Origin of the sequence: Streptomyces thermovulgaris (assembly GCF_002155915.1) — a bacterium.
Classification (GTDB): domain Bacteria; phylum Actinomycetota; class Actinomycetes; order Streptomycetales; family Streptomycetaceae; genus Streptomyces; species Streptomyces thermovulgaris.
The window spans coordinates 20,648-33,395 of record NZ_MUME01000042.1; the positions used below are offsets into that span (position 1 = coordinate 20,648).

Annotated in this window: 10 protein-coding genes; 6 read left to right on the forward strand and 4 right to left on the reverse strand. The window is 71.9% G+C overall.

What is annotated here, in order from left to right:
- Positions 1 to 40: 40 nt before the first annotated feature.
- Both CCN35_RS04900 and CCN35_RS04905 read right to left on the reverse strand, forming a co-directional pair.
- On the reverse strand, positions 41 to 1,603 hold the full coding sequence (locus tag CCN35_RS04900; protein WP_245863015.1) for an alpha/beta hydrolase: 1,563 nt from the start codon (positions 1,601 to 1,603) through the stop codon (positions 41 to 43).
- A gap of 513 nt (positions 1,604 to 2,116) precedes the next feature.
- Positions 2,117 to 3,103, reverse strand: a complete 987-nt coding sequence (locus tag CCN35_RS04905; RefSeq protein ID WP_067391072.1) for a BtrH N-terminal domain-containing protein — start codon at positions 3,101 to 3,103, stop codon at positions 2,117 to 2,119.
- A gap of 507 nt (positions 3,104 to 3,610) precedes the next feature.
- Between CCN35_RS04905 and CCN35_RS04910 the strand changes: the two genes are divergently transcribed.
- The 6 genes from CCN35_RS04910 to bla all read left to right on the forward strand — a co-directional run bounded on the left by CCN35_RS04910 (position 3,611) and on the right by bla (position 10,132).
- Complete coding sequence (locus CCN35_RS04910; protein ID WP_067391075.1) at positions 3,611 to 4,123, forward strand: GNAT family N-acetyltransferase; 513 nt, start codon at positions 3,611 to 3,613, stop codon at positions 4,121 to 4,123.
- A 407-nt stretch (positions 4,124 to 4,530) separates the two neighbouring features.
- Entirely contained in the window at positions 4,531 to 5,082 is a 552-nt protein-coding gene (locus CCN35_RS04915) for a hypothetical protein (protein WP_067391078.1), read from the forward strand.
- 226 nt (positions 5,083 to 5,308) lie between these two features.
- On the forward strand, positions 5,309 to 5,665 hold the full coding sequence (locus CCN35_RS04920) for a hypothetical protein (protein WP_086791646.1): 357 nt from the start codon (positions 5,309 to 5,311) through the stop codon (positions 5,663 to 5,665).
- Between the two features lie 343 nt (positions 5,666 to 6,008).
- The gene (locus CCN35_RS29205; RefSeq protein ID WP_245863017.1) at positions 6,009 to 7,223 is read left to right on the forward strand and encodes a hypothetical protein; all 1,215 of its coding nucleotides are present in this window, start codon (positions 6,009 to 6,011) and stop codon (positions 7,221 to 7,223) included.
- A 471-nt stretch (positions 7,224 to 7,694) separates the two neighbouring features.
- A complete protein-coding gene (locus tag CCN35_RS04935) occupies positions 7,695 to 9,059 on the forward strand; it encodes an APC family permease (protein ID WP_067391087.1) in 1,365 nt (454 codons plus the stop codon).
- 173 nt (positions 9,060 to 9,232) lie between these two features.
- Positions 9,233 to 10,132, forward strand: coding sequence for a class A beta-lactamase (gene bla, locus CCN35_RS04940; RefSeq protein WP_067391090.1), 900 nt, complete (start codon positions 9,233 to 9,235; stop codon positions 10,130 to 10,132).
- Between the two features lie 291 nt (positions 10,133 to 10,423).
- Here bla and CCN35_RS04945 read toward each other — a convergent pair whose 3' ends face one another.
- On the reverse strand, positions 10,424 to 12,079 hold the full coding sequence (locus tag CCN35_RS04945) for a glycoside hydrolase family 1 protein (RefSeq protein ID WP_067391093.1): 1,656 nt from the start codon (positions 12,077 to 12,079) through the stop codon (positions 10,424 to 10,426).
- A gap of 152 nt (positions 12,080 to 12,231) precedes the next feature.
- A partial coding sequence (locus CCN35_RS04950; protein ID WP_143631385.1) for a glycosyltransferase occupies positions 12,232 to 12,748 on the reverse strand: 517 nt, incomplete at its 5' end.

Consider the following 12,748-nt stretch of genomic DNA (forward strand, 5'->3'; position numbering starts at 1 on the left):
CGCGCCGAACCCCCGCTCGCCCCGGTCACCGGGAACCGGTTCACCGGGGCCGGCCCGGTCCGTAACGACACCCTGGGCGTCCCTGGGCCTCGCAGGTCACGTCCTCGGCCGGCAGACGGCCGGTCGCGAGGTACGCGTTGACGCGCGCGTCGACACAGGCACTGCCGAACACCCCGTACACCCCGTGCTGGCTCGTGCCCCGCAGGGTGACCAGACGCGAGCTGGGCCAGTTCCGGCGCTGGGCGACGGCACCCGAGTAGAGGGTGCGCGGATCCCCGGTGGCGTTGACGAGCAGCGCCGGGAAGTCGCTCCTGACGGTCGTCGGGGCCTCACGCGGAGGGTCCCAGAAGGCGCAGGGGCCGATGTTCCGGGTGACGGGGGCGAGGAACGGATCCCGTGCCCGGGAGCGCTGGATGTCCCGCCAGTACACCTCCGGATCACGTGGCGCGGCCACGTCGCCGCACAGGATGGCCGACTGCACGCTGCCGTAGGCGGACGCGGAACCCGTGACCACGAACTTCAGTGTCTCGGCGAACTCCGGGCCGGGCTCGACATGCCGTCCCCGGGCGGCACGGCTCATGTCCCGCACGGCCTGCGCCAGGGCGCCGTAGGCGTCGTCGTCGTCCTGGGAGAGACCGCTGAGGACGATCACCGGAACGGTGTGCTCGTCCACCTGGTGGGAGCCCACCTTCAGCGGCTTGCGCGTCGCGGCGGCCTGCACACGGTTCACCGTCGCCAGTACGGCGTCGCGGGTGCGGCCCAGACCGTACGTGGTGTGCCGGGCGGCGGTCCACGACGCCCAGTCCGCCAGCGCCTGCCGGTTGGCCTTCTCGGTGCCCCGCAGCAGACGGGGCGAGTACCGGCCGGAGTCGATCACCCCGTCGAGGACCATGCGGTCGACACGGCCGGGGAACATCGTGGCGTACACCTCGCCGAGGTAACTGCCGTAGGAGTAACCGAGGTAGGAGATTCTGCGCTCGCCCAGCGCGGAGCGGATGATGTCCATGTCGCGGGCGGTGTTGCGCGTGGTGACGTACGGCAGCACCGAACCCTCGGACGTCCGGCAGCGCCGAGCGAGATCACGGGCGAACGCCACCGCGCGGTCGAACCCGGCACGGCCGGTGCCCGCGCCGTGGATCGAGGTGCCGGTCGGCCAGCGGCAGTCCAGCGGGGTGCTGCGGCCCACGAAGCGGGGGTCCACCCCCACGATGTCGTAGCGTGCGCCGACCTGTTTCATCGCCTGGCGCACCCACGGCGGGTCGCCGAGCGTCGGACCGCCGGGACCACCGCCGTTGAGCAGCAGAGGACCGATGCGGCGACGGGTGTCGGTGGCCCGGATCCTGGAGATCGCGACGGTGACGGTCCGCCCGCCGGGGTCGTCGTAGTTCAGCGGGACGGTGACGTCGGCGCACTCGGCGCCGGCCTTCTGGAGTTCCTTGCCGGTGTCGTCGTCCGGCCCCTGGACACAGCTCTTCCAGGTGAGGGGCTGGTGACGGAAGCGGGCCAGGGGATCGCCGGTGTCCGCGGCCGCGGTGGCGGCGGGCGCGGACACCAGGGAAACGGCCAGGGCGAGGACCGCGCAGAGCGCGGTGCGACGACTCATGAACATGTCCTTCCTGAAGGGTGTTCCTCGCGGAACACGGTCTGCGCGACGGCGGGGAAGCCGTGGTCGACGACGGGTGGGACGAGGACGGTCGCGGCGTCCGTCCGCCGGACGGGCGGGGACACGGGGAACACGGTCGATCACCGTAGAGGGGGCCGGGCGGATGCTCACTGCGGGCAACGGGTGTCTTGTGCGGGGGACGTCCTCCGGCGACCGCCTGTGGTTTGCCCCACCCCCGGGTGTCTTCGCCGCCGTTCGGGTCCCGCGCGTCCGCGCCGCTCTCCCCGCGGTCCGGATCCGCCCGGATCGACCGGTTGGCCGGGTGCTCCCGTCGCGGCACGTCCGGGCCGTCCCGTGCCCAGACGGCACCGGCTCGAGCCGGGGCGTGCGACGCCGTTCGCCGCATCGTGCCCGAGCGGGCGGCACGGGAGCGGCTTTCCGGAGCTTCGGGAACGAGGCCCCGCGCGGGGCGTCAGGGCCGGAGCGAGGCGGGAGCCGTACTCCTCGGACGGCTCAGCTCAGACGGCTCAGCGCCTGCATGGCCTCGCGCTCGATGCGGGCGAGATCGCAGAGGACGGCGCCTGCCTGGTCGAGGTACTGCGCACTGCCTGAGACACCGGCTTGTTCGATCAGCGCGGCGACTTCCGTCCACAGAACGGCTGCCTCGGTGTACAGCCCGAGGCCGGTGCGCAGATGGCTGCTGTCGAGCAGGTGGGCGCATTCGGCGAGGAAGTCGCGGTAGAGGTTGCGGAACAGGGCGCCGCCGGTGCCGGCCTTCTCCATCAGAAGGGCGGCCCGGGGCAGGTCCCGTTGCGGGGTGTCGGTCCGCCGGAGCCAGGTGCGCACCAGCTTCCCGGCCTTCTCGATGCCCCGGTGGCCGAGATTGGCGATGGGCGGGTCAAGGAAGGCCTGGGCGCAGGAGGTGATGGCGGGGACGATCCGGGAGTACGGGGAGGGCAGGTCCTCTGGGACGGTGAGGGTGAAGGAGCGGTGCCTGGCGCTCATCGGGCCGCGTGCGGCCCTGGCCCGGGCGAGGCTGGTCAGGCTGGTGGACACCGCCCCGCCTTGCTGGTCGGTGTCCACCAGGTAGGCGTTGTGGTCGTCGTAGCCGTACAGGGCGACGACATGACCGCCGAAGTGCACCTTCGACGTGAAGTAGTCCAGGTGGTAACTGTCGAGCTGCAGTCCGACGGGATGGCCGGCGGCGAGGGAGGACACCACGTTCTCCCAGGCCCTGCGGGGTGAGGTGGTCTCCCGGACCACGAGTTCCAGCCCGAGCACGGCGGCCAGGTTCCTGGTGAGCTCGAAAGGCTTGACCCGGCCCCCGAGGAAGGGGAAGTCCATGGTCCTGCTGTCCCAGTAGAGGAAGGACAGACCGGAGCCCAGACCGAAGAGCATGGGCTCGGACAGGTCGAGTCCCTGGTGCCGCAGCAGCACCCCCAGAGCCGTCGTCTCGCAGTGCCGCATACCGCGGGCGTCGATGTCCAGCACCGTCGTCATGCCATGCCCTCCTGGACGGGGACGACCGACCGGGGCGCCGGTCCTTCTCGCGGTGTCTCCGCCCGCCCGGCACGGCGGGCCCTGTGCACGCTCACGGCCGCGGCGACGGCTCCCCTGCGCATCCCCCTGCACCTTCCCCCTTGCCGGGCCCGGGCGGCAGCCGGCCCACGCCCTCCCCGACCTTACCCCCCCGGCCTTCGCGAAGGTGCGGACCACGTGCCTCTCCACCGGCTCTGCCGGCCGTGCCCGGGCGTCCGCGCGCCCGACGCCGTATCCGCGGGAGCCGTACCCCGTATAAGGTTGCGGTCGTTCGTGCCCGAGCAGAAGCCGAGAGCCGGGAGGTGGGGCCGATGACCGCGTCCGGGGCCGCCGTGCACGGCGCCCGGGTCCCCCTCACGTCCCGGGCCGTGGCCTGATCCCTTTTGTTCACCCCTCCGTCCACCCCGCCGGGAACGTGAGCCCGCGGGGTCACCGCACGGACATCTCCTGAACGGATCCTCCCTCGTCATGGGCAACACCTGGATCACGCGCGCCGAGACCCGCGCCGACGTCCCCGCCGTCCGCGACATCCTTCTCGCCGCCTTCCCCACCTCTGCGGAGGCCGACCTCGTCGACGCCCTGCGCGCCGACCCGGCCGCCTGGATCGAGGGACTCTCCCTCGTCGCGGCGGACACGACCGGCCACCCCGTGGGCTACGCCCTGCTGACCCGCTGTCACATCGGCACCGCACCGGCCCTGTGCCTGGCCCCGTGCGCCGTCCGCCCGGAACGGCAGCGGACCGGTGCGGGCAGCGCGGCCATCCGCGCGGCCCTGGACGCGGCACGGTCACTGGGCGAGCACCATGTGGTCGTCCTCGGGCATCCGGACTACTACCCGCGGTTCGGGTTCACCCGCGCCTCCGAGCACGGCATCCGCCTGACCGTCGACGTCCCGGACGACGCCTTGATGGCGCTCAGCCTCGACGCCGACCACCCGCTCCCCGGCGGAACCGTCCGCTACGCCGCTCCCTTCGGCATCTGACCCGATCCGGGCCGCGGGGGAACGCGGGCTCCCGCGCGGCACACCCCACCGGACACCGCCCCGCAGCCCCTCGCCATGCGCCGCCGCGCGCCCGGGCTCCGATCCGCCTTCTGCGAGGGGGAGTTGTGCGCCGCCGTCCCGGCGGAGCTTCGCGCGAGACGCGGTCGCGGCCCGGCCCGGTCGGCCAGGACACCCTGCGCGCACCGTCCTGTACGAACGTGACCGGCCCGGGGGCGGGCGTCGGGCCGGCCGGCTTCTCCACATGACGCGCGCCGGACATGAGGGCGCCTTGGGAACAGCCGGCGACGATCGGATGAAGGGCGTGGCCGCGAAGCAGGGCCCTCCGTACGCTGCGGGCCACACCGAACTGGGGGACATGCATGGTTGATACGCCGAGGACGACTGCGGTGCTCCTCCCACTGGTGTTGGCGGCGGCCCTGACCGCCTGCTCCTCGGACAGCGGCCGGCAGGAGCCGGGAGCGGAGGGCGGCCGGAGCCCGTCGCAGACCGGCGTCGGGGACGGCTTCCCGCGACAGGACGTGATCATCACGGCGACGTGCGCGCCGGGGAGCGGCGGCAACCGGGCCATCAGGGTCGACGGCCGGCACCCGCGGAGCTTCAAGCACGTGGCGCACACGGAGTTCCCGCTGCCGGGCACGGCGGTCGTCGAGTCCGACAGGGCCAGGCCCGGCACCGCCGTGAGGAATCTCTGCGAGCCGGACAAACGGCCCGCCGACGCCGGGGACGTGACGGCCATCAGATCGCTCTTCGACCAGGACTTCACGAAGATGGCCGTGGTCACCCAGGATCCGCGGACCGGAGCGACTCATGTCGGCCACGTCGACCGTTCGGGCAAGTCCACCGATCCGACCGGGAACGAGGACTTCGGTGAGACCCCCGCGAGGACAACGCGGCCCTCGCACGGGACGGGAGCGCGCTCTGGTTCACCTACGACGTGACCGACGAGCCCGGCGTCTCGACCAGGGGCCGGGTCGCGAGCCGGGCACTTGCCGGGGACCGCAAGGCGGTCGACCGGCTGGAGGTCGACGTCATCGGCGGGAGCCGTCTCATCACGGTGGGGACGGGCAACCGGGCCGTACTGGCCGACAGCGCCCGTCTCTCGCCGGACGGACAGCGGTTCCTGGCCGAGGGGCGCGTCCTCCGGCCCCGGCGGAGGGCCGAGCGGTGGGCGGGGACCCCGTGGAGAACGGCCGTTCCGTCCCCTGCGGCAGCGGGCAGGTGGGCCGGCTCGACAACGACACGGTGCTGTGCGACACGAAGCACACCTACGAGCAGAGGTTCGGTGTGCTCGACATCGCCTCGGAGGCGAAGCCCGTACCCGTCGTTCCCGGAAACGACCACAGGAACTACGGCATGGTGGTCTCCCCCGACGGACAGAAGTTCGCCTTCCTCTCCCCGAAGGGGACCGCGAGCGACTACTTCCTCTGCGGCACCGAGCCCGGCTCCACGCCGAAGAAGATCCAGCGGACCGGGGAGTCCGCCACTCTCGGTGACTTCGCCGTGTTCATCGAGTGGCGCTGAGCACCGGCCGGACGGAGCCGCCGCAGACCCACGGGCGGCGGCTCCTCCTCCCGGGGCTCGGCGACCGGACCGTGACGACCGGAACATCCGGACCACGGGACCGGCCCGGCAGTGCCCCGCCCCGGTGTCTGCCGGGGCGGGGCACTGCCGTCGTCACCCGTCCGGCCCACCGGTCCGCCACCGCTTCCGGCCCGCGGGTTCCCCTGCGGCCCGCCGCGGCGCGGCCGGGCGTGCACGCGCCTGCGGCGACGGAGGCCCTCCGCGGCCGATGCCTCCGCGCAGTGGCGCACCATACTGGGATGAAAAGGGGCAAAAGACTCGTCGAGTGCGCGGAGGCGCGGGAATGCACGACGACGCCGAGAACGACGAAGGTCCCGTCGAGCCCGTCGAGGAGCCCGAACGGTACGACGAGGACGAGACCGACACCTCCGACGGGTACGCCGAACCCGGTCCCTACGAGGAGGACGAGGACGGCGGGGCGGAGGGCGCCGGCGTCCCCGGTGAGGAGACGTCGGCCCGCGAGAGCGGAGCCGGCCCGGCACCGGACGTCTTCCTCGACGTCCCGCAGCTGAGGGTCGACACGATCGACCTGGAGGTGGAGAACCTGCGGGCCCATGTCTCGCTCCAGGCCGAGGTACTGGATCTGCTGAAGCTGAACGTGGGCGCCGACGTCGCCCTCGGCCGGGTGCACCTGGAGATCTCGGGCGTGGAGGCGCAGGCCCAGCTCAAGGTGAGGCTCGGCAACGTCGCGAGGATCATCGACCGGGTGCTCACCACCCTCGACCGCAACCCGCAGATCCTGGAGGAACTGGCGCGGGGCGTCGGATCGGCGGTGCGGGACGTCGGAGGCGGTGCCCGGCAGGCCGTCGGCGAACTCGGCAGCGGGGCGGGAAGGGCCGTCGAAGAGGTCGGGCAGGGCGCGGGCACGGCGGTGGAGGACGTCGGCCGGGGCGCCGGGTCCGCCGTGCGGGACGTCGGTGGCGGTGCCGGGCGCGCGGTGGAGGACGTCGGTGGCGGTGCCGGGCGCGCGGTGGAGGACGTCGGTGGCGGTGCCGGGCGTGCCGTGGAGGATGTCGGTGGCGGTGCCGGGCGCGCGGTGGAGGACGTCGGCGGTCAGGCCGGTCGAGCCGTGGGCGACGTCGGCGAGAGCGCCAAGGACACGGTCCGGGAGACCGGCCGGACCGCCGGGCGCACCGCGGAGAAGGCGGAGGACACCGCCGGTGAGGCGGTCGGCGCTGCGGGAAAGGCGGCCGGCCGGGCGGCGGAGGACACGGCACAGCAGGCCGCCGACACCGCGGAGGACACCGTCGAGGGCGCCGCGGAGGACGCCTCGGAAGCGGCGCGGAGCGTCACGCGCGGCACCGCGCCGACCGGACGCGGCACGGCCCGGCGGACGGCCGGGACGGCACGGAAGTCCGCCGGCGGAAGCGGCGGTGCCGAACGCGGCCGGACCGCCCGGACCCGCCGTTCCCGTGAGGACGGCGGCGAGGAGGACCGGCCCCGGCGGACCCCGCCCACCCGCCGCCGTGCCCCGGAGCAGCGGGACGAGCCGCCTTGAACGGCCGGCCACCGGGAACCCGGCGCGTCCCCGGAGCCGGACATCTCGTTCACGGCGACGGTCCGCGGTGACCGTCTCCGCTTCCGGGAGGAGCCCCGGACGGCCGTCGGCTTCCCCGGGACCGGCGCACGGGAGTCCTCGTCCCGCAGCGAGCGGACGAACCTCCCCGGCACGGTCGTCCCCGGCCGGGACTACCGCGACATCCTCGTCGACTACCGTCTCGCCACCCGCCTGCTCCACGGGACGGAGAGCGCCCCGGACGAAGGGGCCGAAGGAGACGACGAAGCCGACGGCAGGCACGACGACGCCGACGGCAGGGACGGCGGCGCGTCCGGCCGGTGAGCGGGCGGACGGCGCACAGGACCGCCGGCACGGCCGTGCCTCCGATTGCAGTACACCCAGGTGTCACGCACCGGCCTGCGGGGCAGGCAAGGTGTTGTTCGCTGCAGAACGCCTCAAGGGGGAGTCTTCGTGTCCACAGAGGGAAAGGACGCCGCGGCTTCACCGGAGAAGGCGGACGACACTCCGCTGCGGCGGGCCATCGGCCCCGGGCTGCTGGTTCTGTTCGTGATCGGCGACATTCTCGGCACCGGTATCTATGCCACCGTCGGCAAGGTCGCCGGAAAGGTCGGCGGTGCATTGTGGCTGCCGTTCGCCCTCGGGTTCGTCGTGGCCCTCCTGACCGCGGCCTCGTACGTCGAACTCGTCAGCAAGTATCCGAAGGCGGCCGGTGCCGCGCTGTACGCCCAGAAGGCGTTCAAGGTTCCGTTCCTCACCTTCATCGTCGCTTTCATGGTCGTGTGCTCGGGCCTTTCGTCGGCCAGTGCGGCGGCCCGCGCCTTCAGCGGCGACTATCTCGCCGAGTTCACGGATTTCCTCCCGCCCACCCTTGTGGCGCTTTTGTTCATCCTCGCCCTGGCGGCCCTGAATCTGCGGGGCGTGTCGGAGTCCGTGAAGACCAATGTGGTCCTCACCCTGGTGGAGCTGACCGGTCTGCTCGTCATTCTCGTGGTCGGTGCCTGGGCGGTCCTGACCGGTGAGGGCGAACCCTCCCGTCTCGGGGAGTTCCAGGCGGAGGGCACCGGTTATGCGCTGATCACCAGTGTGCTGGGGGCGACAGCCCTCGGTTTCTTCTCCTTCGTCGGATTCGAGGACTCCGTCAACATGGCCGAGGAGACCAAGGATCCGGTGCGTACGTTTCCGCGTGCCATCTTCACCGGCGTCGCCGTCACCGGTGCCATTTACGTCCTGGTCGCGCTGTTCTCCTCCCTGCTCGTCGACTACCGCGTGCTGGAGGGCTCGAGCGGTCCGCTGCTGGAAGTGGTCAAGGCCGGCGGCATCGGCTTTCCGCCCAAACTGTTCGCGCTGATCGCCTTGTTCGCCGTCACCAACTCGGCCCTGATCAACATCATGATGGCGTCCCGCCTGTGCTACGGCATGGCCAATGAGCGGATTCTGCCGCGCGCCATGGGACGTGTTCTTCCCCGGCGCCGCACTCCGGTGGTCAGCATTGTCTTCGTCACGCTCCTTGCCGCCGGCCTGGTGTCCACCGGGGAGATCGCGGGGCTCGGCGACACCACGGCTTTTCTGCTTCTGTGCGTCTTCGCCGTGGTCAACATCGCCGTTCTCGTACTGCGTCGCGACCGTGTGGCGCACGAACACTTTCGTGCACCGACGGTTCTGCCGGTGCTCGGTGCGATCACCGCCGTGCTTCTGGCCAGCCCGCTGTCCGAACGGCCCGTCGACGTCTACATCAGGGCGGGTGTGCTGCTGGTCGTCGGCATCGGGCTGTGGGGGCTCAACAAGGCGGTGATGAAAACACGCGGCGAGGTGTGAGCCGTGTCCCGCTCGCCGGTTCCGTCACGGCTGCCCCGAAGACCCGAAGAAACGACAGTGCCGATCGCTTCCGCGTCCACGGGGGCGGGGAGCGCAACCGAGGGACGGGATGCTGCGTCGGTCATGGGGAGTTGCCGAGACCTGAGTGAGTCCCGAGAACGAAGGGGTGCACGATGTTACGGACCAGAGGCCGCCTCGGATCCCCGGTGAGCCGGCGCACGCTGTTCCTGGCCGGTACGGCCACCGCCACGGCCCTGCTCACGGCCCCGTCCGCCCACGCGTCGAACGGCGTCACCGGCCGTTTGCGCGCACTGGAGGAGGAGTACGGGGCCCGGCTGGGCGTCTACGCCCGCAACGTCCGTACCGGGAGAACGATCCGGCACCGTGCCGACACGCTGTTCCCGATCTGCTCCGTGTTCAAGCCGCTCGCGGCCGCGGCGGTGCTGCGCGACCTGGACCGCAACGGCGAGGTGCTGTCCCGCCGGATCCACTACACCGCGGACGACCTGGTCGACAACTCGGACAGGACGAGGGAGAACCTGGCCACGGGGATGACGATCGCCGAGCTGTGCGACGTCGCGATCCGCTGGAGCGACAACACCGCGGGCAATCTGCTCCTGCGCGAGCTGGGCGGCCCCACGGCGATCACCCGCTTCGCCCGTTCGCTCGGAGACCCGGTGACCCGGCTGGACCGCTGGGAGACGGAGCTGAACTCGGCGGAGCCGTGGCGGATCACGGACACCACGAGCCCGCGCGCGATCGGCCGTACCTACGCCCGGCTCGTCCTCGGCGACGCGCTGAGCCGGGCCGACCGTTCCCGGCTCACGCACTGGCTGCTGCACAACCGGACCAGCGGCACCCGTCTGCGCGCGGGTCTGCCCGGCACCTGGACGGTCGCGGACAAGACGGGAGGCGGTGCCTACGCCACCAACAACAATGTGGGCATCGCCTGGACGGAGGACGGCACACCGCTCGTGCTCGCCATCCTGTCCCGCACGTTCGACGAGGACGCCGTACAGGACGACACACTGATCGCGAGAACCGCGGCCGCACTGGCCGGCGCCCTGGGCTGACACGGTTTTCGCAGGCGCACGGCGTGGCAGGAGCAGGCCCCGCAGTTCCCCATTTCCTCGCCGCACGGGGAAACCTTCCTCGCCGTACGGGGAAACCGCCGCAGGGAACCCCAGAGGGAATTCCAGGGCGTGGCCCGTCTCGCCGACGGCATCCGTGTTTCCCCCGCAGAGCACCCCGCTTCCCGCACAGAGCACTTCGCCCCGCTGGATCGGCTCCAGCGGGGCGAAGTCAGCGGCACTGGTCAACCGCCTTGCCCGCGGTGAGCGGCCGGCCCGCTCCACCGGGTCCGCTCAGTCGCGCCGGCCGGGCACCGCGGCCGGCGCGGACGCCTCGGTGCCGCCGTCCGGCTCGGGGGTGAGGGGGCCGCTGCCGCCGTAGATCCGGCGGACCTTGTCGGTCAGGGTGCGGGACTTCGCGATGGCGCTGTACAGCTCCGCGGCTTCGGTCGGGGTGCGCTCCATGGTGGTGCGGTCGACCGAGTACAGGCCGAAGCGGGGGCCGTACCCGTGCAGCCACTCGAAGTTGTCCATGAGGCTCCAGTGGTAGTAGCCGCGCACGTCCACGCCCTCCGAGCGGGCCCGGTCGATCTGCTCCAGCGCCCGGACGGTGAACTCGGCGCGCCGCTTGCCGGAGTCCGAGGCGATGCCCGACTCGGTGACGAGCAGCGGCAGACCGGGATAGCGGGCGGCGAAGTCCTTCAGCACCGGGTACAGGCCCTGCGGATCGGACTCGTAGCCCATGTCCGGGACGAAGTAGGTGGGGTCGAGCAGCCGGTGGCACGGCGGGGCGGCACACACGTCGACGTTGATGTGGGGAACCGTGGTGGGACCGGGAGTGGGGCCGGGATCGCTGACACTGGTGCGGTCGTAGAGCTGGATGCCCAGCCAGTCGAGAGTGCCCTTCCACTCCGGGTGCCGCTCGTCGGCGGTGCCGTCGAAGTCCGCGTCGAAGCTGCCGCGCCACAGCGACTCGATGAAGTTCAGCTCGAAGAACCAGCGGAAGCGGTCGCGGGCGGCGATGTCACGGGGCTCGGTGCTCACCTCCCCGTCGCGCGCGGCGACGTACTGCTTGGTGCTGACGGTCAGCCCGACGGAGGCGCGCAGGCCGTCACGGTCGGCGTCGTGCCGGTCGGCCTGCTTGATGGCCCTGTACATGGCGACGTGCGCGTTGATGTACTGCCGGACGGCCGGGACGAACCTGGTCGAGAAGCCGTCGACGAAGGCGGCCTTGCCGGGCGGGCCCGCGCCGAAGGCGTGCGCGAACATCATGTAGACCATGGGCTCGTTGAGGGTCACCCACTCGTCGACGCGGTCGCCGAACCGCTCGGCCAGCAGCCGGGCGTGCTCGGCCATCTCCTCGACGACCAGGGGGCCGCCCTCGGGGTGGTCGAGGCCGCACAGGTTGGTGTCCGACGGGCCGTTGGCGCAGTCGGGGTCCCTGGGGTTGTCCACCCAGACGGGGTTGGAGAAGTGATGGATGGTGATCATCGGGCGTATGCCCTTGGCGATGAGCGCGTCGATCTGCCTGCTGTAGTGATCGAGCGCGGCCTCGTCGATGCGGTCGCGTTCGGGCTCGATGCGGGCCCATTCGATGCTGAACCGGTACGAGTCGACGTTCAGGTCCTCGACCAGCTCGACGTCCTCGAGGGCGCGTGAGTAGCCCTCGACGCCCTCGCCGACGAAGGGGCTCTTGCCCATGCCCTCGGGAGCCGGCCGGGTCCACAGATACCAGTCGGTGTTCTCGTTGCGGTCCTCGATCTGGGTCGCGGAACTGGACACGCCGAAACGGAAACTGCCCTTGCCCGAGGGAGCGGACGGAGAGCCGATCTTCGCGAAGGACACACGGCGGTGCGTGGATCCGGCGCGGTCGGCCTCGTCGGCGGCAGCGACGGGTGTCAGCAGGCCCAGGACCAGGACAGCAGCCGCGACCTTGAAGAATCGCTTCACGGTGCCTTCCAGTTGGTAGAGACAGTGGGTGCGGGCTGCGCCGCTTCAGGGCAGTCCCCCCGCACGTCACAGCGTGGGCGAGAGGGCTTGAGATCCACTCAAGCGGCCGTGCACCGCCCCGCGGAGCGCGGCCCGCACCCCGCCGGCGGCCGTCAGGAGCGGCCCGCGAGCTCCTCCAGCACGGGGACCAGGTCGTGCGGGGTCGGCATGGCCATCAGCTCCTCGCACAGCGCGTCCGCGTTCTTCCGGAACGACGGCTCGGTGAGGATCCGCTGCAGCTGGGCGCGCACCTCCCCGGCGGTGGCCCCTGCGTCGTCGATGACCAGACCGGCACCCCGGCGCTCGACGAACTGGGCGACCGCGATCTCCCCCCACTTCGGCGAGAGGTTGATCAGCTGCGGCAGCCGGTGCGGCACGGCGCAGCCGAAGGTGCCGTCCCCGCCCTGGTAGACGATCGCCGAGCAGGTCGGCAGCAGCTGGGTGAAGGGGATGAAGTCGACCGTCCTGACGTTGTCCGGGATCCGGCCCGCCTCGGCGATCTCCTCCTCGGTCAGGGTGGCGACCACCTCGATGTCCAGGCCGGCGAAGGCCTCCATGAGGACGGGCAGCGGCACGGTGGCGAAGCGGGGCGCGTAGCCGCGGACCGACGCCCCGTAGGTCAGGCAGACC